This window comes from Coralloluteibacterium stylophorae (assembly GCF_018122625.2).
Classification (GTDB): domain Bacteria; phylum Pseudomonadota; class Gammaproteobacteria; order Xanthomonadales; family Xanthomonadaceae; genus Coralloluteibacterium; species Coralloluteibacterium stylophorae.
This window is the reverse complement of the sequence record NZ_JAGQFT020000001.1, coordinates 172,612-194,824: the sequence shown is the minus strand read 5'-3', so window position 1 is coordinate 194,824 and position 22,213 is coordinate 172,612. Positions and strand designations below refer to the sequence as shown.

Below are 22,213 nucleotides of genomic sequence, written 5' to 3'. Positions count from 1 at the left end.
AGGCGCGCAGGCAGAGCGCAGCGGGACGAGAGGAACCGGTCGGAGGAACGGCAGCCTCGCCCCTCCCCATTCCCGAGTCCCGATTCCCGCTTCACCCCATCAGCGCCGCCATCACCGCCTTCTGCACGTGCAGGCGGTTCTCGGCTTCCTCGATGGCGATGCAGGCGGGCGAATCCATGACTGCGTCGGTGGCCTTGACGTTGCGGCGCAGCGGCAGGCAGTGGCTGAAGACGCCGTTGTTGGTCAGCGCCATCTTCCGTTCGTCGACGATGAAGTGCTTGTACCGGTCGCGGATCGGCTTCTCGGGCGCCCAGTTGCCGAAGTACGGCAGCGCGCCCCAGCTCTTGGCGTAGACCACGTCGGCGCCCGCGTAGGCGCTGTCGATGTCGTGGCTGACCGCGAAGGAACCGCCGGACTCGGCCACGTTCCGCTCGGCCCAGCCCATGTAGCGCGCGTCGAGCACGTACTCGGGCGTCGGGCACAGCAGGGTCACGTCCATGCCCAGGCGCGTGGCGATGGTGAGCGCGGAGTTCGCCACCGCGGTGTTGAGCGGCTTGGGGTGGTAGGTCCAGGTCAGCACGTACTTCCTGCCGCGCAGGTCGCTGGTGCCGAAATGCTCCTGCAGGGCGAGGGCGTGGGCGAGTTCCTGGCAGGGATGGGTGATCGTCTCCATGTTGATCACCGGCACCGTCGAGTACTTCGCGAAGCTCTCCAGCACGCGGTCCTCGCGGTCCACCGACCAGTCGACGAACTTGGGGAAGGCGCGCACGCCGATCAGGTCGACATAGCGCGCCAGCACCCGCGCCACCTCGGCGATGTGCTCCTCGGTATCGCCGTCCATCACCGTGCCCAGGTCGAACTCGATCGGCCAAGCGTCCTTGCCGGGCTGCAGCACGATGGCGTGGCCGCCGAGCTGGAAGGCGCCGAGTTCGAAGCTGGTGCGGGTGCGCATCGACGGATTGAAGAACACCAGGGCGATGGAGCGACCCTTCAGTGCGTCGCCGAGCTTCTCGCGCTTGAAGCGCGCGGCATCGGCCAGCAGTGCGTCGAGCTCGGGGCGGGACCAGTCCTGGGTGTTGAGGAAGTGCTTCATCCGGCGGTGTCCGTGGTTGGTGGGTGGCGGGGCGAGGCCAGAAACGAAAAAACCCAGCGCGCCGGCTGGGTTTCTCATGCAACAAGAACGACGGGTGCGGCCGTCTACCCAGCGGATTGGCGGGGGAACGGTCGGCGCGCGCGCGAGGTCATCCCCGCCGCCATGCGGGCGGAGGTGAGGATGTCGGCGTCGGCGTGGAGGTGGGTCATGAGCGGCGCATCATGGCAGCGGCTGCTGCACCGCGCAAGCATCCGGAACGAGAACGGGCCGGCATCGCTGCCGGCCCGTCGCGACCCGCATCGCGATGCAGGCGCTCAGTAGGAGGTGACGCCGTCGTCCTCGGCCGGCGCGACCGTGGTGCGCACGCGCAGACGCTGGCCCGGGTCGTAGCCCAGGCGCGAACCGTAGACATCGCCCTTGTAGCTGTACTCGACGTCGTAGGCGGTGATCCGGCGCTCGCTGTGCTCGACGTTCACCGTGCGACAGCCGCTGTCGTAGGTCACGTCGGTCTGCGCGCGCTCGATGTTGCGCCCGATCACGCCGCCGGCCACGGCACCGCCGATGGTCGCGGCATCGCGACCGTGGCCGTCGCCGACCTGGCGCCCGGCCACCGCGCCCAGCAGCGCACCGATCGCCGCGCCGGCGACGCCGCTGCGGTTCTCGACCCGCTGGTAGGGCTCGCCCTCGCAGCGCTGCTCCGGCTCCATCCAGCGCACGTCCTCGTAGACCGGATTCACCCGCAGCACCTGGGCATAGCCGTAGTTGACATTCTCGACCTGCGGCTGGTCGTAGCCCAGGTCCTGCGCATAGGACGGTGGCGGAGGCGGAGCGAGCGGCGAGGTCTGCGCGGCCGCGGTGCCGGCGAGGATGGCGCCGGCGAGGGTCAGGCTGGTCACGAGGGAAACAGGGACGGACATCGGAACTCTCCCGGAGTCGGCAGCGCGGCGCATCGGTCGGGGGGCGCATCGCGTCGAAGGGCGATTGCAGCATCGGGCGGCTGAATACGTGCTTTAGATTTCGTTAAACCCCGGCTGTGCGGTTGCTAGACTGGCCAGCCGTTCATGCGTCGTCCGCCCCGCCAATGCAGCTGCGACTCCACAACACCCTGACCCGGCGCCTCGAGGCGTTCGCGCCCGCCGATCCGGCGCGGGTGACCATGTACGTCTGCGGACCCACCGTCTACAACTACGTGCACATCGGCAACGCGCGCGGCCCGGTGGTCTTCGGCGTCCTGGCCGACCTCCTGCGCCGGCACTACGGCGGCCTCGCCTACGCCCGCAACATCACCGACGTCGACGACAAGATCAACGCCGCCGCGAGCGAGCAGGGCGTGCCGATCGCCGCCATCACCGACCGTTTCGCCGCGGCCTACCGCGAGGACATGGCCGCCCTCGGCGTGGCGCCGCCGGACATCGAGCCGCACGCCACCGCGCATATCGCCGCGATCGTCGCGATGATCGAGCGCCTGATCGCCAGCGGCAACGCCTACGCGGCCGAGGGGCACGTGCTGTTCTCGGTGGGCAGCTATGCCGACTACGGCGCCCTCTCCCGCCGCGATCCCGAGGAGATGCTGGCCGGCGCGCGCGTGGACGTCGCGCCGTACAAGCGCGATCCGGGCGACTTCGTGCTGTGGAAGCCGTCCAGCGACGACCTGCCCGGCTGGGACTCGCCCTGGGGGCGCGGTCGACCCGGCTGGCACATCGAATGCTCGGCGATGGCCGCGGCCCACCTCGGCGAGACCATCGACATCCACGCCGGCGGCATCGACCTGCAGTTCCCACACCACGAGAACGAGATCGCCCAGAGCACCTGCGCCCACGGCGGCGCACCCTTCGCACGGGTCTGGCTGCACAACGGCATGCTCAACTTCGGCGGCGCCAAGATGTCGAAGTCGCTCGGCAACATCGAGCGTGTCCACGACCTGGTCCGTCGCCACCCGCCCGAGGCGCTGCGCTACGCCCTGCTCTCGGCGCACTACCGGCAGCCGCTGGACTGGTCCGATGCCCTGATCGAGCAGTCGGTCAGGACGCTCGACCGTCTCTACGGTACCCTGCGCGACGTCGGCGAGGCGGTGGTCGCGGGCGCGGACGATCTTCCGGAGGTGGTCGAGGCCGCCCTCTGCGACGACCTCAACACGCCGGCCGCGCTGGCCGAGATCGCGCGCATCGCCGGCGACGTGCGACGTGCGGAGGATGCGGACGTCCGGCGTACGCTGGCGCGCGCCCTGGTCGCTTCCGGCGCCGTGCTCGGCCTGCTCCAGCAGCAGCCGGAGCAGTGGTTCGCCCGCGGCGGCGGGGACGACGACGCCCGCATCCAGGCCCTGATCGACCGCCGCATCGAAGCCAAGAAGTCGCGCGACTTCGCCACCGCCGACGCCATCCGCGCGCAGCTCGCCGCCGAAGGCGTGCTGCTCGAGGACACGCCGCAGGGCGTGCGCTGGCGCCGCGCAGGATGACCGCATGAACGACACCACGCACTTCCCCACCGAAGCCACCGCCGCCGAGGCGCAGCGCACGATCGCCGAGGAATTCGGCTTCTTCGGCGACTGGTCGGAGCGCTACCAGTACCTGATCGACCTGGGCCGCAAGCTGCCGGACTTTCCCGAGGACGCGCGCGACGAGGCGCACCGCCTGCACGGCTGCCAGTCGATGGTGTGGATCCTGAGCGACGGCGACGCCGGGCGGCTGGAGTTCCGCGCCGTCAGCGACTCGGCGATCGTCTCCGGCCTCATCTATCTCGCCCTGCGCGTGTACTCGGGGCGGCCGGCGCAGGAGATCGTCGACACCGAGCCGACCTTCGTCGCCGACATCGGGTTGGCCCGGCACCTGTCGCCGACCCGCAGCAACGGCCTGGCGGCGATCCTGGCGCGCATCAAGGACACGGCGCGCGCGCAGCTCGCCTGATCCGGGCCGCGGCTGCCGACCGAGGGCGCGCGTCCGCCCTTGCCCGACGCGCCGTCGCCGGCGACGGCCCGTGCGCCAGGCAAGCTCCACTGATCGGGCCGCTCGGCAGCACGCCCGTTCCGCTGTCACACTTTCGCAACGCTGTCCCCCTCGGATTCCGTACATGCCGCGACTCACCCCAATCGCCGGCGCGTTGCTCCTCGTCGCGACGCCCGCCTTCTCTCAGCAGCCCGTCACCGATCCCGAGACACCGGAAGCCTGCACCGCCGTCGAGAGCGACGCGGAGCGGCTGGCCTGCTACGACCAGGCGCTCGGACGTCCCGACCCGCGCGTGCAGGACGGCACCTCGCGGGTGGCGCCGCCCATCGACCGCAGCACGATCTTCGCCGTGCGCCCCCGCCAGGAGGTGGAGGCGGCGGCCAAGGGCTCGCGCCTCGACTCCCGCTGGGAGCTCGAGCCCGAATCCAAGCTGGGCATCTTCAACTTCCGCGCCTACAAGCCGGTGTACGTGCTGCCGGTGTTCTGGACCTCGGACACCAATCCCGCGCCCTCGAGCCCGAACCCCAACAACACCATCACCGAGCCGCAGTCGCTGGATGCCACCGAGGCGAAGTTCCAGATCAGCTTCAAGACCAAGGCCTGGCAGGGCGTGTTCGGCGATGTCGGCGACCTGTGGCTCGGCTACACCCAGAGCTCGCGCTGGCAGGTCTACAACAACGAGGAATCGCGGCCTTTCCGCGAGACCAACTACGAGCCCGAGGCGATCCTCGCCTTCCGCACCAACTACAACCTGTTCGGCTGGCACGGGCAGATGCTCGGCATCAGCCTGAACCACCAGTCCAACGGCCGCTCGGATCCCTACTCCCGCAGCTGGAACCGGGCGATCCTGCAGGCCGGCTTCGAGCGCGGCGACTGGACGATCACGCCGCGGGTGTGGGCGCGGATCAGCGAGACCGACGACGAGTCCGACAACAATCCCGACATCGTCGACTACGTCGGCCAGGGCGACCTGCAGATCGTGCGCCAGATCGGCGAGCAGGAGCTGGCGCTGATGCTGCGCCACAGCCTGCGCGGCGGCGACGACTCCCGCGGCGCGGTGCAGCTGGAATGGACCTATCCCATCGCCGGTTCGCTGCATGGCTACCTGCAGGTCTTCCACGGCTACGGCGAGAGCCTCATCGACTACAACCACAAGGCCACCTACATCGGCGCCGGCGTGTCCCTGCTGGAGTGGTACTGATCGCGCCGCCGGCGAGCCCGTGGAAACGAAGAGGCCCCGCATCCGCGGGGCCTCTTCGTCGGTGCCGCTCCGGGAGGAGCGCTCAGTCGCCCATCTGCTTCTGCAGGTGCTCCCAGCGCTCCTGGGCGTCGATGGTGCGCTCCGCGGTCAGGCGCGCCTCGAGACGCTCCAGGCCGATCTCCTCGCCGGTGTCGACGCAGTAGCCGTAGCTGCCGTCGTCGACGCGCCGCAGGGTGCTGTCGATCTTGTTGATCAGCTTGCGGTAGCGGTCGCGGGTGCGCAGCTCGAGCGAGTTCTCGGTCTCGCGGGTGGCGCGCTCGGCCTCGTCGCCGACGTCGCGGACCTCGTCCTTGAGATTCTCGATGGTCTGCTTCGACTCCTCGACGAGGTCGTCGCGCCACTTCAGCAGGCGCTGGCGGAAGTACTCGAGCTGCATCGGGCTCATGTACTCCTCGCCGGCCTTCGGCTTGTAGCCCGCCGGAAGCGTCACGCGCTTGCCCGTTTCCGGGGCCGGCTTGATGGTCACGTCGCGCTGCGCGGAGGGCGCCGAGGCGCGGGCACGGGCGCCGCCACGCGCGGCGGTGCGCTGGCCCTCCGCGGCCTGCGGAGCGGAGGTGGGGGCGGCGGCCTTCTTCGCCGTCTTGGTAGCTGTGGTCTTGCTCACTGCGGACTTGCTCACTGATGTCTTCGGGGGGGCTTTTGCGACGCTGCCCTTGGCGGCGGTCCTGCCGGCTGGCGCTGTGGCCTTGGCGGCGACCTGCTTTTTCGGCGCCGCCTTCGCCGTTGCGCCGCTGGCGGCGGCCTTGGCGGGCGCCTTGGCCGCCGTCGTCTTCACGGTCCTGGTCGCGGCTGGGCTTGCGGGCTTCTTGGCACTCTTCTTGACGGCCACGGGGGCATCCTTCGAAAAGATGAGGTGGGCGCTCCGGCCCGGATCGGGTGTGCGTCGCCCGGTATGGTGGCTCGCCCGCGCCACATCAATCCCTGCATCCGGCCGTACGCCGCGTGTCGCCTTGAGGCGCAGCGGCCGCGTGTTATAGCCTAGCGGCTTGCCTGCGGCAACAGCTCGGCAGGCCCCGCGACCCACGCAGCCACCCGTCCGGTGAAGCTCCTCCTCATCGCATTGCTTCGCGGCTACAAGCTGCTGATCAGTCCGCTGCTCGGCCCGCGCTGCCGTTTCCATCCGAGCTGCTCCGACTACGCCCGCGAAGCCATCGAGCGGCACGGTGCCATGCGCGGCGTCATGCTGGCGGCAACGCGCCTGGCCCGCTGCCATCCCTTCCACCCCGGCGGCTACGATCCGGTGCCCGGCAGCGGGCCCGGACCCGCCTGCGACCACCGCGACGCCTGACACCGGCGCCGCCCACGGACGAGGACCCCGATGAACCGACTGATCGTCAACGCCCGCATCGTCAACGAAGGCCGCACCTTCGACGGCGACCTCCGCATCCGCAACGGACGGATCGACGCGATCGGCAGCGGACTCACGCCGCGCGACGGCGAGAGTGTCACCGACGCCGCCGGCAGATGGCTGCTGCCCGGCATGATCGACGACCAGGTGCACTTCCGCGAGCCGGGCCTGACGGCCAAGGGCGACGTCGCCAGCGAATCGGCCGCGGCCGTGGCCGGCGGACTGACCAGTTTCATGGACATGCCGAACACGCGGCCGCCCACGCTCGACGCGCAGGCACTGGCCGACAAGTACGCCATGGCCGCCGGCCGCGCCTGGGGCAACTACGGCTTCTACCTCGGCGCCAGCAACGACAACCTCGAGGCCGTGCGCACGCTCGACCCGAAGACGGCGCCGGGCATCAAGGTGTTCATGGGCGCCTCGACCGGCAACATGCTGGTCGACGATCCGGAGGTGCTCGGCGGGATCTTCCGCCACGCGCCGACGCCGATCATCACCCACTGCGAGGACACGCCGACGATCGACGCCCTGCAGCGCGAGTACGTTGCGCGCTACGGCGAGGACATCCCGGCCGAGTGCCATCCCGACATCCGCTCGCGCGAGGCCTGCCTGAAGTCGACCGAGCTGGCGGTGGGCCTGGCCAGGAAGCACGGCACGCGCCTGCACGTGCTGCACATCTCCACCGCCGACGAGCTGCGCTTCTTCGATGCCGGCCCGATCCAGGGCAAGCGCATCACCGCCGAGACCTGCGTGCACTTCCTGCACTTTGCCCGCGCCGACTACGCGCGCCTGGGCCACCTGATCAAGTGCAACCCGGCGATCAAGGATGCCTCCGACCGCGACGCGCTGATCCGCGCGGTCGCCGACGACGTCATCGACGTCCTGGCGACCGACCATGCGCCGCACACCTGGGAGGAGAAGCAGAACCCCTACACGAAGGCGCCGTCGGGCCTGCCGCTGGTGCAGTACGCGCTGGTCTCCGCGCTCGAGCACGTGCATGCGGGTCGGTTCGACATCGCCCGCGTGGTGCAGAAGTTCGCGCACGCGCCCGCCCTGCTCTTCGACGTCGCCGAGCGCGGCTTCCTGCGCGAGGGCTACTGGGCCGACCTGGTCCTGGTCGATGCCGACGCGCCGTTCACCGTGCGCCGTGAGGACGTGCTGTCGAAGTGCGGCTGGTCGCCGTTCGAGGGGACCACCTTCCGGTCGCAGGTGGCGGCGACCTTCGTCAACGGCGAGCAGGTGTGGGACGGCAGCAGGCTCCTGGGCGAGCCCGCCGGACGCCGGCTGGAGTTCGCACGTTGAGGCGCTGGCGCCGGCCGCTGCCGGCACTGCTGCTGGCGCTGGCCGCGTCCGCCGTCCTCGCGCGACAGGACGACGACGCGGCGGACGCCGGGCGGATCGTATTCCCGGCGGAGGCGTCCCAGGGCGCGCTGGTGTTCGGCCGCGTGCCTCCCGGCAGCGAGGTCCGCTACGGAGCGCGTTCTCTGCGGGTCAGCGGCTGGGGCACCGTGGTGTTCGGGCTGGGCCGCAACGAGGCGGGGCCGGTCGAGGTCACCGTCGTCCCGCCGGAAGGTGCGCCGGTCACCGAGCGCATCAGGGTGGCTGCGCGCGACTGGCCGGTCGAGCGGGTCGACGGCGTGCCGCCGAAGACCGTGTCGCCGCCGCCGGAGATCGCGGCCAGGATCCAGCGCGAGCAGGCGCGCGTCACCGCGGCGCGCGAGCGCGACGACGACCGCACCGATTTCGCCCGGCAGTTCGTCTGGCCGGTCGAGGGCCGCATCAGCGGGCGCTTCGGCAGCGGCCGCGTCTACAACGGCCAGGCCGCCCCGTCCGGTCATTCCGGCATGGACATCGCGGTGCCGACCGGAACGCCGGTCAAGGCACCTGCCGCGGGCACGGTGACCTTCGCCGAGCCCGACCTCTACCTCACCGGCGGAACGGTCGTCATCGACCACGGCTTCGGCGTCAGTTCCAATTTCCTGCACCTCTCGCGCATCGACGTGCAGGTCGGCGACCGGGTCGAACAGGGCCAGGCATTCGCCGCGGTCGGTGCCACCGGGCGCGCGACCGGGCCGCACCTGCACTGGGGCATGAACTGGTTCGACGTGCGCGTCGATCCGCTGCTGGTGCTCGAGCGCGGCGACTGAGGGTGCGGACGCCGCACCGAGCGGGCATTCAGCCGGCGCGGGCGGCGCGCCAGCTGCGCAACAGGCTGCCCAGCGCCGGGGGCGCCGCATCGGGCCTGCCGGCGCGGGCGCGGGCCAGGCGGGCGCGGTCGGCTGCAAGACGCTGCCGGCGATAGAGCGGTGCGGCAGGCAGGGCGCGCGGTAGCGCCTCGGCGAGTTCGGCGGCCCAGTCCCGCCGCGCCGACGCCCCCGCCGGCTCCACGAGCTGGCCGCTGGTCAGGCCATGCCGCGCCTGCAGGTGCATCGGTACGCGACCGCGGTCGTCGCCGCCCATGCCGACCAGCAGGCGCTGCGCCAGCAGATGGGCCGCGACGGCACGCGCTGCGTCCGGATCCGGCGCGGCACGGCCGAACAGCTCCGCCTCCACCGCGGCCAGCGCCGCCGCCAGCGGCGCGACGTCGGCGAACGCGGCATCGCGCCCGGCCGGACGCGCCTCGCCCTGCACCGCCTCGATCAGCACCCCGGCGAGCGGCGTCCACCGCGCCGGCGGCGCGTCGGCGAGCGCCTGCGTCACCGGGTGGCGCGCCCTGCCCTGCTCCAGCGCGACCAGTTCCTCCGCCCACCACCCGGTCTTGCCCATCGCCACCCGTGGATCGCTGAGCTCGAACACTGCCTCGCGCAGCTCGAACAGCAGCGCGCCCCAGGCGCGGTAGCGCTCGCGCAGCGGCGGCGGGCAGAACACTTCGGCGATCGCCATCTCCGGCTCCCGCGCATGCCACTTGGCGACGAAGCCGGTCAGCGCCTCGGCCTGGGCGCCGCTCACGCGAGGCTCCGCGCGGACGCCAGCATCCCCGGCTCCAGCAGCGCGCGCCCGTCGGCGGCCGCGCGCTCGGCGCCCCAGGCGCGCGGATCCTCGTGGTCCTCGTGGTAGCCCCACATCGCGGCGACCGCCGGCATGCCCGCGGCCTGCGCCGCCAGCACGTCGCGCGCATCGTCGCCGACGTAGACGCAGTCGGCTGCGGGCACGCCCACGCGTTCGCAGGCCAGCAGCAGCGGCGCCGGATCGGGCTTGCGCACCGGCAGCGTGTCGCCGCCGACCAGCGCGCTGCAGCGCGTGCCCCAGCCGATGCCGGCGACCACGCCGCGGGCGAGCGCCTCGGGCTTGTTGGTGACCACGCCCCAGCGGCTGCCGGCGGCCTCGATCGCGGCCAGCGCCGCCTCGATGCCCGGGTACGGACGCGTGCCCACGACCAGCGCCGCGCCGTAGTGGCGCAGGAACGCCGGCAGCAGGGCGTCGCGCGAGGCGTCATCCAGTTCGGGGAACGCCACCGCCAGCATGGCGCGCGCGCCCTTGGACACGAACGGCCGCAGCGTCGATTCCGGCAGCGCCGCGCGCCCCTCCTCCGCCAGGACCCGGTTGGCGGCCGCGGCGAGGTCGGGAGCGGTGTCGAGCAAGGTGCCGTCGAGGTCGAACAGCACCAGCGGCGCGATGGCGCCAGCGGTCACGGCGCTCACTCCGGCTTGCGCGCGGCGGCCATGTAGTTGACCGCGTTGAGCGAGGACAGCCGCGCGCGCCGGCGCAGCGGGTCGTAGAGCACGCCGCTGACGTCCTGCATCGACAGCCCCGCCTCGCGCATCCACGCGCCGAGCTCGGCCGGGCGCACGAACTGCGCGTAGCGGTGCGTGCCGCGCGGCAGCAGGCGGGCGACGTACTCGGCGCCGACGATCGCGAAGGCGAAGGCCGCCGGCGTACGGTTGAGCGTGGACACGAACAGCTGCCCGCCCGGCTTCAGCAGGCGCGCGCAGGCGGCGATGACCGCGGCCGGGTCCGGCACGTGCTCGATCATCTCCATGCAGCAGACCACGTCGAAGCCGGCCGGACGCTCCGCCGCGAGCTGCTCGACCGCGGTGAGCAGGTACTCGACCTCGAGGCCGGGCGTCGCCAGGCGCGCCTCCAGCAGGTGCAGCCGGGCGACCTCGATCAGCTCCGGGGCGAGGTCGAGCGCGGTGACTTTCGCGCCGGCGCGGGCGAGCGCCTCGCTCAGCAGGCCGCCACCGCAGCCGACGTCGAGCACCGTCCGCCCCTCGAGCGGGGCGCGGTTGCGGATGTAGTCCAGGCGCACCGGGTTGAGGTCGTGCAGCGGGCGCTGCGGCCCGTTCTCGTCCCACCACTGGCTCGCCAGCGCGCCGAAGCGGTCGAGTTCGTCCTGGCTGGCGTTCATCCCCTGCCCCTGCTGCGTCGCATTCATGCCGCCTCCGTCCTGCCGCCGCGCATGGCGCCGATGCGCTCGGCCCATTCGCGGGCGCGGGCGCCGACGGCGCCGACGTCGATCCCCTCGCAGGCGCGGTCGCGCAGGTGGCGCCGGCCGTCGATCCAGACGTCGCTGACCTGTCCGCGCCCGCTCGCGTACACCAGCTGCGAGACCACGTGGTAGAGCGGCTGCATCTCGATCGGGTCCATGTCGACCAGCACCAGGTCGGCGCGCTTGCCCGGCTCGATCGAGCCGATGCGGTCGTCGAGCCCCATCGCGCGCGCGCCGCCCAGGGTCGCCATGCGCAGCACGCTGGCCGCATCGAGCGCGGCGGCGTCGCCGGCGACGGCCTTGGCCAGCAGCGCGGCAGTGCGCATCTCGCCGATCATGTCGAGGTCGTTGTTGCTCGCCGCCCCGTCCGTGCCCAACGCCAAGTTGACGCCGGCGCGGCGCAGCTTCTCCACCGGGCAGAAGCCCGAGGCGAGCTTGAGGTTGGATTCCGGGCAGTGCACCACCGACACCCCGCGCTCGGCGGTCAGCGCGATCTCGGCATCGGTGAGCTGGGTCATGTGCACCGCGATCAGGCGGTCGTTGTAGAGGCCGAGGCGGTCCAGGCGCGCGATCTCGCGGCTGCCGTGCCTGGCCAGCGCGTCCTCGACCTCCTGCGCGGTCTCGTGCACGTGCAGGTGGACCGGGATGTCGAGCTGGTCGGCCAGCACGCGGATGCGTTCGAAGGCGGAATCGGCCACGGTGTACGGCGCGTGCGGCACGAAGGCGCTGGTCACCAGCGCATCGGCGCGGATCCCGTCGTGCACCTCCAGGGCCTTGGCGAAGTACTCGTCCTGGGAAGCGGCCCACGGCGTCGGGAAGTCGATCACCGGCAGCCCGACCACGGCGCGGAAGCCGTGCCGGGCATAGGTCGCGGCGGCGGCGTCGGGAAAGAAGTAGTTCTCGTTGCAGCAGGTGGTGCCGCCGCGGACCATCTCGGCGATGGCCAGCTCGATGCCGTCGGCGACGAAGGCCGGCCCCAGCACCTTGCCCTCGATCGGCCAGATGTGCTCGCGCAGCCAGACCATCAGCGGCAGGTCGTCGGCGACGCCGCGCAGCAGGGTCATCGGGTTGTGCACGTGTGCGTTGACCAGGCCCGGCAGCAGCACCGAATGCGGCTTGCGCACGTGCTCGCGCGGGGCGTAACGCGCCGCTGCGTCCGCGGCCGGCAGCACCGCCAGGATCGCGCCGTCGCGGACCGCCACCGCGTGGCCTTCCAGCACCACGCCATGCGGCTCGACCGGGACCACCCAGCCGGCTTCGATCAGGAGATCGCAGGGTTCGGGAAGGGTGTCGGTCATGGGCTCTCCTGGAAAACGTGGCGGCGGCATGCTGCGGGCCGACACCATGCCGGTGCCGGGATGACGGCCGCGACCTCGGTCATCCTGCCGTCGTGGCCCGGCCGGGCCGGAGCCGCCCGCCGCGCCTGCGGACCCGTGCCGCAGGCGCGCGCCGGATCACTTGACGCGGCTGACGTACTCGCCGCTGCGGGTATCGACGCGGATGACCTCTTCCTGGCCGACGAACAGCGGCACGCGGACCACCGCACCGGTCTCGAGCTTGGCCGGCTTGCCGCCGCCGCCCGAGGTGTCGCCACGCACGCCCGGATCGGTCTCGACGATCTTGAGTTCGACGAAATTCGGCGGCTGCACCGTGATCGGGCTGCCGTTGAACAGGGTCACCACGCAGTCCTCCTCGCCCTTGAGCCACTTCTTCGCGTCGCCGACGCCGGCCTCGTCGGCCTGCACCTGCTCGAAGCTCTCGGGGTTCATGAAGTGCCAGAACTCGCCGTCGGCGTAGAGGAACTGCATGTCGGTGTCGACGACGTCCGCCGCCTCGAGAGAATCCGTCGCCTTCATGGTCAGCTCGACCACGCGGCCCGACTTGATGAAGCGATACTTCACGCGCGTGAAGGCCTGGCCCTTGCCCGGCTTGACGTACTCGGTGTCGGTGATGACGCAGGGCTCGTTGTTGACGAGGATCTTCATCCCGTTCTTGACGTCGTTCATGCCGTAACTGGCCATGCCTTGCTCGCTCCGTATCGTTGGTCGGCCATGCGCGGCCGTAGACTATGCGGCCGCCCCGGTGGGCGGCCTTTCGCAAACCTCCATGATAACCGTGATGCCGATGCCGTGCCCGTTCCACGCCCCGTTCCATCCCGCCGGTCCGGCGCCGTGAGCCACGCCCGCTCCCTCGGCTCGGCGGTGGGCTGGCAGGCGCTGTGGCGGCAGTCGCTGCGCGACCCGCGCGACCTGCTGCGCGAGCTCGGCCTGCCCGACCTGGCCGCACGCGTCTCCGACGCCGCCGCCCGCCAGTTCCCGCTGCGCGCGCCGCCCGGCTTCGTCGCGCGGATGCGGCGCGGCGACCCCACCGACCCGCTGTTGCGCCAGGTGCTGCCGGTGATCGAGGAGGATGCGCTGGTGCCTGGCTACGGCATCGACGCGGTCGGCGACATGGCCGCGCGCGGCGCCACGGGCGTGCTGCACAAGTACCGGGGCCGCGCGCTGCTGGTGGCCACCGGCAGCTGCGCGGTGCACTGCCGCTACTGCTTCCGGCGCCATTTCGACTACGCGCAGGACACCGCCGCGGCCGGCGACTGGCAGGAGGCCGTGGCCTACATCGCAGCGGACCCGAGCATCGAGGAAGTGCTGCTGTCGGGCGGCGACCCACTCTCGCTGGCGACCCACAAGCTCGCGGGCCTGACCACCCGGCTCAGGGCGATCCCGCACCTGCGCCGCCTGCGCATCCACACCCGGTTGCCCGTGGTGCTTCCCGAGCGGGTCGACGACGATCTGCTCGCCTGGCTCGGCGGCCTGCCCTGGCCGGTCGCGGTGGTCATCCACGCCAACCACGCCAACGAGCTGGACGCCTCGGTCGCAGGCGCCATCGCGGCGCTGCGCGGCACCGGCGCGACGGTGCTGAACCAGGCGGTGCTCCTGCGCGGGATCAACGACGACATCGAGGCGCTCGCGCGGCTGAGCGAGCGGTCGTTCGAGATCGGCGTCCTGCCCTACTACCTGCACCAGCTCGACCGGGTCGCCGGCGCCGCGCATTTCGAGGTCGACGACGCGACCGCGCGTGCCCTGCACGAGGCGCTGGCCGCGCGCCTGCCGGGCTACCTGGTCCCGCGCCTGGTCCGCGAGGTCGCCGGCGATCCGGGCAAGCGTCCGCTCTGAGGCGGCCCAAGGCCCGCCGCCTCGACTATGCTTTGCGCTGTCCGCCCGACGATGCGGCAGGACGCCATCCAGGTTGCGGCGAAAGGGGCGCCGCGACCGCACCGACGAACGAGTTGCCCGGAGACGGCATGCCGCAGTCCGACACCGTGATACGCCTGCTGCTGGTCGAGGACCGCCTCGACGACGCAGAACGCTTCATCAGCCTGCTCCGCAACGGCGGCATGGCGATCCGCCCGCTGCGCGCCGAATCCAGCGACGAACTCGCGCGCCTGCTGCTCGAGCACCCGGTCGACCTGGTGCTCGCGGCCTGGGCCGGGACGCAGATCCCGTTCCCGCTGCTCATGCAGGTCACCGACGCCTCGGGCAAGGACCTGCCGGTGATCGCCGGCATGGAGTCGCTCGACGAGAACGCGGTGCTCGAGGCGCTGTCGCTCGGTGCGAGGGACGTCGCGCTGCGCGGTCGTCCGGAGCACCTGCGCGCGGTGGTGCGGCGTGCGTTCGAGGGGCTGGCGCGGCGCCGCGACCTGCGTCGGCTGGCGATCGCCCTGCGCGAGAGCGAGCGCCGCTGCGATGCGCTCATCGCCTCCTCGCGCGACCCGATCGCCTACGTCCACGAGGGCATGCACATCCGCGCCAACGACGCCTACCTCGAGATGTTCGGCTACGCCGACTTCGACGAGGTCGAGGGGCTGCCGCTGCTGGACATGGTCGCCCCCTCGCACGCCGGCGAGTTCAAGCAGCTCCTGCGCGGGCTGTCCCGCGGCGAGCCGCCGCCGCGCAGCCTGGAACTGGCCGCGCAGCGTGCCGACGGCTCGAGTTTCGACGCGGTCATGGAGTTCGCCCAGGCGACCTACGAGGGCGAGTCCTGCCTGCAGATCGTGTTCCGCCAGCAGGCGGTCGATGCCGACGTCGCGCGCGAGCTCGACGCGCTGCGCCAGCGCGACCAGGTGACCGGCCTGTACAACCGCGCGCACTTCCTGGCGCTGCTGGAGGATTCGGTGGCCGCCGCCGCCGGCGGCCGTGGCGACCAGGCCCTGCTGCTGATCGAGCCCGACCACTACAGCAACGTGCTCGCCGACATCGGCCTCGCCCATGCCGACGCGCTGCTCGGGGCGCTGGCCGAACGCCTGCGCGGCGCGCTCGACGGGCACAGCCACGCCGCCCGCTTCAGCGACCATGGCTTCGCCGTGCTGTGCACCGAGTGCGACCACCGCCGCAGCGCGGAGGTCGCCGAGCAGCTGCGCCGCGCCTTCGACGGCCACATCGTCGAGGCCGACGACCGTTCGCTGTCGCTGACCGTGAGCATCGGTGGCGTCCAGATCGGCGAGAAGATCGCCACGGTGCAGCAGGTGCTGTCGCGTGCCACGCAGTCGCTGCAGTCGGCCATGCAGGTCGGCGGCAACCGCGCCGAGATCTACGATCCCGGCGCGGTGGACCGCGCCGAGGAGGAGCGCGTGCTGGGCTGGGTCGAGCGCATCCGCCGCGCGCTCGACAACGAAGGCTTCGTGCTGCACTACCAGCCGATCATCAGCCTGCAGGGCGAGCCGGGCGAGCAGTACGAGGTCCTGATCCGCCTGCGCGGCAGCGAGGGCGAGGTGGTCCTGCCCGGCGCGTTCTTCGACATCGCCGAGGAGCACGGCCTGCTCGACGACCTCGACCGCTGGGTCATCTCCCACGCCATCGCCGCCTGCGCCGAGGCCAGGACCCGGCGCCACAGCCCGACCCTGTTCGTGAAGATCACCCAGGCCTCGCTGACCAGGGGCACGCTCCAGGACTTCGTCGCCTCGCAGCTGTCGAAGTACGGCGTCGACGGCGCCCAGCTGGTGTTCGAGATCGCGGAGGCCAAGGCCTTCACCGCGCTCAGGGCGACGCAGGAGTTCCAGACCGCCGTCGCCGCGCTCGGCTGCCGGCTCGCGCTGGAGCAGTTCGGTTCCGGGCTCAATCCGTTCCACCTGCTGACCAACCTCGACCCGGCCTTCCTCAAGATCGACCGCGCGCTGATGCAGGACCTGCCGCGCAACGCCGAATCGCAGCAGCGCCTGCGCACGCTCGCCGAGCAGGCGCGCGAGCACGACAAGAAGGTCATGGCCGAGTTCGTGCAGGACGCGGCGAGCATGTCGGTGCTGTTCGCAGCCGGCGTCGACTACGTCGAGGGCCATTTCCTCGCGGCGGCGGGCCCCCTGATGAACTACGACTTCGGCTGATCCCGGGAAAGTGGCGACACCAGAAAAAAGGCCCGCCGGGAGGCGGGCCTCGTTGCTGCTGGCGGACCGGGAGAAGCGCTAGGACACCACGCCCTGCCGGACCGCGTGTTCGTCCAGCGGCGCGTCGCGCAGGGCCTGGATCCGCTCCGCCAGCGGCGGATGGCTCAGCAGCAGCCGACGCATGCCGTGGGCCACGGCGCCGGAGATGCCGAAGGCCTGGATCTGGTTCGGCAGCGTGCTCTGGCCCTGGTTCTGCGCGAGCCGCTCGAGCGCCGCGATCATCTTGTGGCGTCCCGCCAGGCGCGCGCCGCCGGCGTCGGCACGGAACTCGCGGTGGCGGCTGAACCACATCGCGATCATCGAGGCGAACAGGCCGAACACCATGTCCAGCACGAACACGATCACGTAGTAGAAGAAGCTCGGCCCCGCGTGCTCGCCGTCGCGGCTGCCGCTCAGGAACCCGTCGATGACGCGGCCGACGACCCGTGCCAGGAAGATCACGAACGTGTTGAGCACGCCCTGGACCAGGGCCATGGTGACCATGTCGCCATTGGCGACGTGGCTCACCTCATGCCCCAGCACCGCCTCGGCCTCGTCGCGGCTCATCGAGCGCAGCAGGCCGGTCGACACCGCCACCAGCGCATTGTTGCGGCTGGCGCCGGTCGCGAAGGCGTTGATCTCCGGCGCGTCGTAGACGGCGACCTCGGGCATGCCGATGCCCGCGGCATCCGCCTGCCGGCGCACCGTCTCCACCAGCCACCGTTCCGCCTCGTTGCGCGGCTGCTCGATGACCCTGGCACCGGTCGCCATCTTGGCTGACCACTTCGACATCATCAGCGAGATCAGCGAACCGCCGAACCCGAACACCGCCGCGAACACCAGCAGCCCCGCGCCGCCGTCCAGGCGCACGCCGAAGACGCCCTGCAGCACCGACATCACGATACCCAGCAGCACCAACACCGCGAGGTTGGTGGCCAGGAACAAGGTAATCCGCTTGAACATGTCTCGTACTCTCCCGAGGGACGAACCGGCGATCCGGTCGCCAGCCGAAGATTGGCCGCGATCGGTTAATTTCAAGATCATGCCTGCCGTCCAGCACGCCACGGCCGCGACCGTTCAGACTTCCGCCGGATCCGATGGCTGAGCGCTACCGCGGGCGCTTCGCGCCCTCCCCGACCGGTCCCCTGCACTTCGGATCCCTCGTCGCCGCGCTCGGCAGCTGGGCGCATGCGCGGGCGCACGAGGGCGAGTGGCTGGTCCGCATCGAGGACATCGACCGGCCACGCGAGGTCGCCGGCGCCGCGGACGGGCAGCTGCGCACGCTCGCCGCCTTCGGCCTGGATCCCGACGCGGCGGTGATCCGGCAGAGCCAGCGGCATGCGCTTTATGCGCAGGCGCTCGCGCGCCTCGAGGCGCAGGGCGACGTCTTCGCCTGCCGCTGCAGCCGCAGCGAGCTCGGCGCCAGCGACGGCCTGCACCGCGCCTGCGTCGCGGACGCGCATGCCGAGCGGCCGCCGGCAACGAGGATGCGCGCACCCGCACGCACCATCGGCTTCGTCGATGCGGTACAGGGCGCGGTCGCGCGCCACCTCGCGGAGGAGGACGGCGACTTCGTCGTGCGCCGTGCCGACGGCCACTGGGCCTACCAGCTGGCGGTGGTGGTGGACGACGCTGAGCAGGGCGTGACCCACGTCGTGCGCGGCGCCGACCTCCTCGACTCGACGCCGCGCCAGATCCTGCTGCAGCAGCGCCTGGGCCTGCCGACGCCGCGCTACGCGCACCTGCCGCTGGTCGTCGATGCAGCGGGACGCAAGCTCGGCAAGTCGTTGGCGGCACTGCCCGTCGACCCCGCGGATCCGCGGCCGGCGCTGGCGGCGGCATGGCGGGTGCTGGGCCAGGATCCCGCGGTCTGGGCGCGGCCCGGGCCGTTGCGCGACCTGCTGCGCACGGCGGCGGCGAGGTTCGACATGGCCAGGGTGCCGCCGGGCCCGGTCGCGGCGACGGGAACGGCACCGGCTCCCGCCGGTTCCCCGCCCGGCCCCGGCCTTGGCTAGGATGGCGAGCTTCCCGCAGTCATTCCCGGAGTCGCTCCATGCAGCCTCGCATCGCCCTGGTCACCGGCGGAACCGGCGGAATCGGTACCGCCATCTGCCAGAAGCTGGCGTCGATGGGGCATCGGGTGGTGAGCAATTACCGCGACGAGGCGCGCGCTCGGGCATGGCAGGCCCAGCGCCGGGCCGAGGGGATCGAGGTGGAACTGGTCGAGGGCGACGTCAGCGAAGCGGACGCGTCGGCGGAGATGGTGCGCGAGATCGAGGCGCGCGTCGGGCCGGTGGAGATCCTGGTCAACAATGCCGGCATCACCCGCGACACCACCTTCCACCGCATGCAGGCGCGACAGTGGCAGGAGGTCATCGACACCAACCTCGGCTCGTGCTTCAACGTCACCCGTCCGGTGATCGAGGGCATGCGCGCGCGCGGCTGGGGCCGGATCGTGCAGATCAGCTCGATCAACGGCCAGAAGGGGCAGTACGGCCAGGCCAACTACGCCGCCGCGAAGGCCGGCATGCACGGCTTCACCATCTCCCTGGCACAGGAGAACGCGCGCTTCGGCATCACCGTGAACACGGTCTCGCCCGGCTATATCGCCACCGACATGGTGATGGCGGTGCCCGAGGAAGTGCGGGCGAAGATCGTCGCCCAGATCCCGACCGGGCGGCTGGGTCGGCCGGAGGAGATCGCCTACGCCGTGGCGTTCCTGGTGGCCGAGGAGGCCGCCTGGATCACCGGCACCAACCTGTCGGCCAACGGCGGGCACTACATGGGCTGGTGAGCCGTTTCGCGCAGTTGGCCCGATTCGGGCCCGCCGCGGCCGCCCGGCCGCCGTCGGTGACCGAACGGCCCGCCGCGGCGCAGCATCGGTGCCGACTTCGTAATTACGCCGCAGCGCACCAGGGATGCCCCCGACAGCGCCAGTAGATGGCCCCTAGGTCGTATTGCCCTGCAAAAACAAGGGGTCCATGCTGCGCAGCATTACCCCGACTGCAGAGATGCCGCATGGCACCAAAGTCAGACATCCGAATCATCAAGAAGTACCCCAACCGCCGGCTTTACGACACCGAGATCTCGAGCTACATTACGCTCGAGGACGTGCGCCAGCTGATCGTGGATGGCGAAGCCTTCGAGGTCCGCGATGCCCGCTCCGGCGAGGACCTGACCCGTCCGGTGCTGCTGCAGATCATCGCCGAGCACGAGCAGGACGGGCAGCCGATGCTGAGCACCCAGGTCCTGAGCCAGATCATCCGCTTCTACGGCGACTCGCTGCAGGGCTTCATGGGCAGCTATCTGGAGCGCAGCATGGAACTGTTCCTCGAGCAGCAGCAGCAGTTCCGCAGCCAGCTCAACGCGCTGATGGGGCAGACTCCGTGGAGCATGCTCAACCAGATCACCGAGCGGAACATGGACCTGTGGAAGAACTTCCAGCAGGGCCTGCTCGGCAGCATGAATCCCGGTGCGCAGGCGCGTCCGTCGTCGCATGCGGGCGCCCGGTCCCGGGAGACCGCGGGAACGGCCGGAGGCGACAAGACGCGCGTCCGCTGACATCCGTCGCCACGCGCTACGACGACCGCCCCGCGGCTCCGGCCGCGGGGCGTTTTCGTGCCGGGGAGGCGCGCGTGCCGGCGGCGGATCAGATCCCGCGGACCAGGCGGATGCCCAGGCGCGCGCTGGTCGTGTCCACCGGCACGCCCAGCCGGAACGCCGAACGCGCCTGGTCCGGGCCGCTCGCCCACGAGGCGCCGCGGATCACCCGGCGCGCGCAGCCCGGATTGACCCAGGCGCTGCCGTCGCGCGGCGCGCGCCGGTAGCTGTCGTGCCAGCAGTCCTCGGTCCAGGCCGAGACGTTGCCGATCATGTCGTGCAGGCCGAACGGGTTCGGCGCGAACGTGCGCACGGGCGACGGGCCCCAATAGCCATCGTCGTAGCCGGGCACCGCATTGCCCCAGCCGCGCCGCGAGCTCGACGCATCCCCGTCGCCGGCCAGGTTGCCGAGCACGCGCTGCGGCATGCCCTCGCCCCAGGGATAGGTCGTGGCCGTACCGGCGCGCAGGATGTATTCGTACTCCGCCTCGCTGGGCAGGCGCCAGGTCTCGCCGGTCTGCTGCGACAGCCAGGTGGCGTAGGCCGAGGCGTCGTACCAGGACACGTGCAGCACGGGATCGTCGGCGTCCGCGCGGCGACCGTCGTAGCCGTCGCGCGTGGTGACGCCGCGGCGCTCGGCCATGGCCCCGCCGCGTTCGGTGTAGACCATCGATCGCCCGCTGGACTGCGCGGTGCCGATGTAGCCGGTCGCCTCGGTGAAGCGCCTGAACTCGGCCACGGTGATCGGTGCCGTGGTGACCGCGAAGCCGCGCTCGAAGGCCACGCGGTGGCGGGGTCGCTCGGTGTCGCTGGAGCCCGCCTCGCCTTCGGCGGCGCCCATCATGAAGCTGCCATGGGGCACCACGGTGAGCTCCGGCGCGGTGCCGCCGATCTCCAGCGCGTCCCGGAAGGTCTGTCCTGCGTCGAAGTGGCCGTAGCGCCGCGCCGTCTCGATCCGGCGGCGCAGCGTCTCCACGCCCTGCGCGCGCGTGCTCGCGCGGGCGTAGGCGTCGGCGAGGCGGGCGGCGCGGTCGAGATCGAGCTCCGCGATGGCGGCATCGGCCTGCTCGGAAAGGTCCCGCGCCCGCCGCTGCCGCGCAGCCACCAGGCGCACGCTCGCGTCCTGCACCCGGTTCGAGCCGGGATCGGCGCGATCGGCCTCGGCGAGCAGGCGCTCGGCCAACGGGAAGTCGCCGTCGGCTGCGGCCGCGTTCGCGGCGGCGATCCTGCCCTCGCGGATCCGCTCCACCCCGGCCCGGGCGCCGGCATGCTGCGGCGTACGCGCGAGCACCGCCCGGAACGCGTCGAGGGCGCTGCTCCCGGCGGGCTCGAGGATCCGGCCGGCCTGCAGACGCGCCACGCCGGCGGCGACGCCGCGGGCATCCTCGCGGGCGCGCTCGCGGGCGGCGGCCACGGCGGCCTGCACGCTGCTTCCGACGATACCTCCGGGAATCGCGGCCACCGCGCTGGCCAGATGCTCGACCTCGCGCAGCCCACCGCGCGCCGCCGCGGTCTCGATCCTGGCCTCCAGCTCCTCGGCGATGCGCGCCGCCAGCGCCTGCGCCTCCTCATCGTCCGGCTGGCGCGCGAGCACGGCGAGCACGAGGTCCAACGCCGGCCGGCGTGGCGTCTCCGCTGCGGAAGCGGCGGCCGGTTCGACAGCCGGCGAGGCGTCGGCCGCGGCATCGGCATCGGTACCGGCGGCGTCTTCGCCGGCCGGGTCGGATTCGGATGCGGGTTCGGCCCGGGCATCCGCCGCCGCGTCCGCGGCGGCAGCATCGCCGTCGAGCAGGATCCCCGCGTCGAGCGCCGCCTGTGCATCAGCGAGCGTCTGCTCGATCTCCGTCTCATCGAGGTCGAGCGGCGCCGGCGTCCATCCCGGACCCACCGCGATCCCGGCGGACGGCAGCGGTGCAGCGATCGCTGGCCCGTCCCCGTCGCCGCCTCCCACATCACCGCCTGGAGCGGAATCGCGCGCCGCAGGGGCACGCCCGCCATCGGCAGCATCGCGGTCGCCGCAGCCGGCGACTGCGACCAGCGCGATCAGCAGGCAGAGGAGTCGAAGGCGGGAAATGGCGCGCACACGTGGAGTCGGGAAAGGGCCGCGCCGACGGCGCGGCCTGC

General features: G+C 71.9%; 20 protein-coding genes and 1 pseudogene. 11 read left to right on the top strand and 10 right to left on the bottom strand.

Features of this window, described 5'->3' with window-relative positions:
• Positions 1-91: 91 nt before the first annotated feature.
• Both KB893_RS00825 and KB893_RS00820 read right to left on the bottom strand, forming a co-directional pair.
• The gene (locus KB893_RS00825) at positions 92-1,093 is read right to left on the bottom strand and encodes an N-acetylornithine carbamoyltransferase (RefSeq protein WP_213173313.1); all 1,002 of its coding nucleotides are present in this window, start codon (positions 1,091-1,093) and stop codon (positions 92-94) included.
• 314 nt (positions 1,094-1,407) lie between these two features.
• On the bottom strand, positions 1,408-2,010 hold the full coding sequence (locus KB893_RS00820; RefSeq protein ID WP_213173312.1) for a glycine zipper 2TM domain-containing protein: 603 nt from the start codon (positions 2,008-2,010) through the stop codon (positions 1,408-1,410).
• Positions 2,011-2,174: 164 nt separating this feature from the next.
• On the opposite strand from KB893_RS00820, the gene cysS reads away from it, so the two are divergent.
• The 3 genes from cysS (at position 2,175) to KB893_RS00805 (ending at position 5,236) form a co-directional block, all read left to right on the top strand.
• Positions 2,175-3,548 carry a cysteine--tRNA ligase gene (gene cysS, locus KB893_RS00815; RefSeq protein ID WP_211927497.1) on the top strand — a complete coding sequence of 458 codons (1,374 nt, stop codon included), beginning with the start codon at positions 2,175-2,177 and terminating at the stop codon, positions 3,546-3,548.
• 4 nt (positions 3,549-3,552) lie between these two features.
• On the top strand, positions 3,553-3,996 hold the full coding sequence (locus tag KB893_RS00810; protein WP_211927498.1) for a SufE family protein: 444 nt from the start codon (positions 3,553-3,555) through the stop codon (positions 3,994-3,996).
• Between the two features lie 163 nt (positions 3,997-4,159).
• On the top strand, positions 4,160-5,236 hold the full coding sequence (locus KB893_RS00805; RefSeq protein WP_211927499.1) for a phospholipase A: 1,077 nt from the start codon (positions 4,160-4,162) through the stop codon (positions 5,234-5,236).
• A gap of 82 nt (positions 5,237-5,318) precedes the next feature.
• Here KB893_RS00805 and dksA read toward each other — a convergent pair whose 3' ends face one another.
• Positions 5,319-6,320 carry an RNA polymerase-binding protein DksA gene (dksA, locus tag KB893_RS00800; protein ID WP_425491084.1) on the bottom strand — a complete coding sequence of 334 codons (1,002 nt, stop codon included), beginning with the start codon at positions 6,318-6,320 and terminating at the stop codon, positions 5,319-5,321.
• Positions 6,321-6,335: 15 nt separating this feature from the next.
• On the opposite strand from dksA, the gene yidD reads away from it, so the two are divergent.
• From yidD to KB893_RS00785, 3 genes are read left to right on the top strand one after another with little or no spacing between them, the layout of a single operon-like run.
• Positions 6,336-6,584: a membrane protein insertion efficiency factor YidD gene (gene yidD, locus KB893_RS00795; RefSeq protein WP_211927501.1), complete on the top strand. Its 249-nt coding sequence runs from the start codon at positions 6,336-6,338 to the stop codon at positions 6,582-6,584.
• A gap of 30 nt (positions 6,585-6,614) precedes the next feature.
• Complete coding sequence (locus tag KB893_RS00790; RefSeq protein WP_211927502.1) at positions 6,615-7,946, top strand: dihydroorotase; 1,332 nt, start codon at positions 6,615-6,617, stop codon at positions 7,944-7,946.
• A complete protein-coding gene (locus KB893_RS00785) occupies positions 7,943-8,791 on the top strand; it encodes a M23 family metallopeptidase (RefSeq protein ID WP_377730604.1) in 849 nt (282 codons plus the stop codon). The genes KB893_RS00790 and KB893_RS00785 overlap by 4 nt, the downstream gene beginning before the upstream one ends.
• A gap of 28 nt (positions 8,792-8,819) precedes the next feature.
• Here KB893_RS00785 and KB893_RS00780 read toward each other — a convergent pair whose 3' ends face one another.
• The 5 genes from KB893_RS00780 to efp all read right to left on the bottom strand — a co-directional run bounded on the left by KB893_RS00780 (position 8,820) and on the right by efp (position 13,094).
• A complete protein-coding gene (locus KB893_RS00780) occupies positions 8,820-9,593 on the bottom strand; it encodes an isoprenoid biosynthesis enzyme family protein (protein WP_213173311.1) in 774 nt (257 codons plus the stop codon).
• Positions 9,590-10,285, bottom strand: a complete 696-nt coding sequence (gene gph / locus KB893_RS00775) for a phosphoglycolate phosphatase (protein ID WP_377730605.1) — start codon at positions 10,283-10,285, stop codon at positions 9,590-9,592. The genes KB893_RS00780 and gph overlap by 4 nt, the downstream gene beginning before the upstream one ends.
• Positions 10,282-11,019, bottom strand: coding sequence for a bifunctional 2-polyprenyl-6-hydroxyphenol methylase/3-demethylubiquinol 3-O-methyltransferase UbiG (gene ubiG, locus KB893_RS00770; RefSeq protein WP_213173310.1), 738 nt, complete (start codon positions 11,017-11,019; stop codon positions 10,282-10,284). The genes gph and ubiG overlap by 4 nt, the downstream gene beginning before the upstream one ends.
• Positions 11,016-12,371: a TRZ/ATZ family hydrolase gene (locus tag KB893_RS00765; RefSeq protein ID WP_211927654.1), complete on the bottom strand. Its 1,356-nt coding sequence runs from the start codon at positions 12,369-12,371 to the stop codon at positions 11,016-11,018. The genes ubiG and KB893_RS00765 overlap by 4 nt, the downstream gene beginning before the upstream one ends.
• Positions 12,372-12,527: 156 nt before the next feature.
• Positions 12,528-13,094: an elongation factor P gene (gene efp / locus KB893_RS00760; protein ID WP_211927655.1), complete on the bottom strand. Its 567-nt coding sequence runs from the start codon at positions 13,092-13,094 to the stop codon at positions 12,528-12,530.
• Positions 13,095-13,244: 150 nt separating this feature from the next.
• Between efp and epmB the strand changes: the two genes are divergently transcribed.
• The gene (gene epmB / locus KB893_RS00755) at positions 13,245-14,246 is read left to right on the top strand and encodes an EF-P beta-lysylation protein EpmB (protein ID WP_338026823.1); all 1,002 of its coding nucleotides are present in this window, start codon (positions 13,245-13,247) and stop codon (positions 14,244-14,246) included.
• Positions 14,247-14,374: 128 nt separating this feature from the next.
• Positions 14,375-16,450 (top strand): GGDEF/EAL domain-containing response regulator, encoded by a 2,076-nt coding sequence (locus KB893_RS00750; RefSeq protein ID WP_211927657.1) that lies wholly within the window; start codon positions 14,375-14,377, stop codon positions 16,448-16,450.
• A gap of 78 nt (positions 16,451-16,528) precedes the next feature.
• Here the strand turns inward: KB893_RS00750 and htpX are convergent, their stop codons facing one another.
• Positions 16,529-17,452, bottom strand: coding sequence for a protease HtpX (gene htpX / locus KB893_RS00745; protein ID WP_211927658.1), 924 nt, complete (start codon positions 17,450-17,452; stop codon positions 16,529-16,531).
• Positions 17,453-17,586: 134 nt separating this feature from the next.
• On the opposite strand from htpX, the gene gluQRS reads away from it, so the two are divergent.
• The 3 genes and pseudogenes from gluQRS to phaR all read left to right on the top strand — a co-directional run.
• Positions 17,587-18,504 (top strand): tRNA glutamyl-Q(34) synthetase GluQRS, encoded by a 918-nt coding sequence (gene gluQRS, locus KB893_RS00740; RefSeq protein ID WP_213173309.1) that lies wholly within the window; start codon positions 17,587-17,589, stop codon positions 18,502-18,504.
• 38 nt (positions 18,505-18,542) lie between these two features.
• Positions 18,543-19,283: an acetoacetyl-CoA reductase gene (phbB, locus tag KB893_RS00735; protein ID WP_211928099.1), complete on the top strand. Its 741-nt coding sequence runs from the start codon at positions 18,543-18,545 to the stop codon at positions 19,281-19,283.
• A gap of 224 nt (positions 19,284-19,507) precedes the next feature.
• Positions 19,508-19,934: pseudogene (phaR, locus tag KB893_RS00730) on the top strand (polyhydroxyalkanoate synthesis repressor PhaR); the annotation flags it as partial.
• A 204-nt stretch (positions 19,935-20,138) separates the two neighbouring features.
• Here phaR and KB893_RS18510 read toward each other — a convergent pair.
• Positions 20,139-21,977: an SUMF1/EgtB/PvdO family nonheme iron enzyme gene (locus KB893_RS18510; protein WP_213173308.1), complete on the bottom strand. Its 1,839-nt coding sequence runs from the start codon at positions 21,975-21,977 to the stop codon at positions 20,139-20,141.
• Positions 21,978-22,213: the final 236 nt, after the last annotated feature.

What these genes read in the sequence shown, in the direction of transcription:
- KB893_RS00825 (WP_213173313.1), bottom strand. Translation starts at nt 1,093, where the DNA reads ATGAAGCACTTCCTCAACACCCAGGACTGGTCCCGCCCCGAGCTCGAC.
- KB893_RS00820 (WP_213173312.1), bottom strand. Translation starts at nt 2,010, where the DNA reads ATGTCCGTCCCTGTTTCCCTCGTGACCAGCCTGACCCTCGCCGGCGCC.
- cysS (WP_211927497.1), top strand. Translation starts at nt 2,175, where the DNA reads ATGCAGCTGCGACTCCACAACACCCTGACCCGGCGCCTCGAGGCGTTC.
- KB893_RS00810 (WP_211927498.1), top strand. Translation starts at nt 3,553, where the DNA reads ATGAACGACACCACGCACTTCCCCACCGAAGCCACCGCCGCCGAGGCG.
- KB893_RS00805 (WP_211927499.1), top strand. Translation starts at nt 4,160, where the DNA reads ATGCCGCGACTCACCCCAATCGCCGGCGCGTTGCTCCTCGTCGCGACG.
- KB893_RS00790 (WP_211927502.1), top strand. Translation starts at nt 6,615, where the DNA reads ATGAACCGACTGATCGTCAACGCCCGCATCGTCAACGAAGGCCGCACC.
- ubiG (WP_213173310.1), bottom strand. Translation starts at nt 11,019, where the DNA reads ATGAATGCGACGCAGCAGGGGCAGGGGATGAACGCCAGCCAGGACGAA.
- KB893_RS00765 (WP_211927654.1), bottom strand. Translation starts at nt 12,371, where the DNA reads ATGACCGACACCCTTCCCGAACCCTGCGATCTCCTGATCGAAGCCGGC.
- efp (WP_211927655.1), bottom strand. Translation starts at nt 13,094, where the DNA reads ATGGCCAGTTACGGCATGAACGACGTCAAGAACGGGATGAAGATCCTC.
- KB893_RS00750 (WP_211927657.1), top strand. Translation starts at nt 14,375, where the DNA reads ATGCCGCAGTCCGACACCGTGATACGCCTGCTGCTGGTCGAGGACCGC.
- htpX (WP_211927658.1), bottom strand. Translation starts at nt 17,452, where the DNA reads ATGTTCAAGCGGATTACCTTGTTCCTGGCCACCAACCTCGCGGTGTTG.
- gluQRS (WP_213173309.1), top strand. Translation starts at nt 17,587, where the DNA reads ATGGCTGAGCGCTACCGCGGGCGCTTCGCGCCCTCCCCGACCGGTCCC.
- phbB (WP_211928099.1), top strand. Translation starts at nt 18,543, where the DNA reads ATGCAGCCTCGCATCGCCCTGGTCACCGGCGGAACCGGCGGAATCGGT.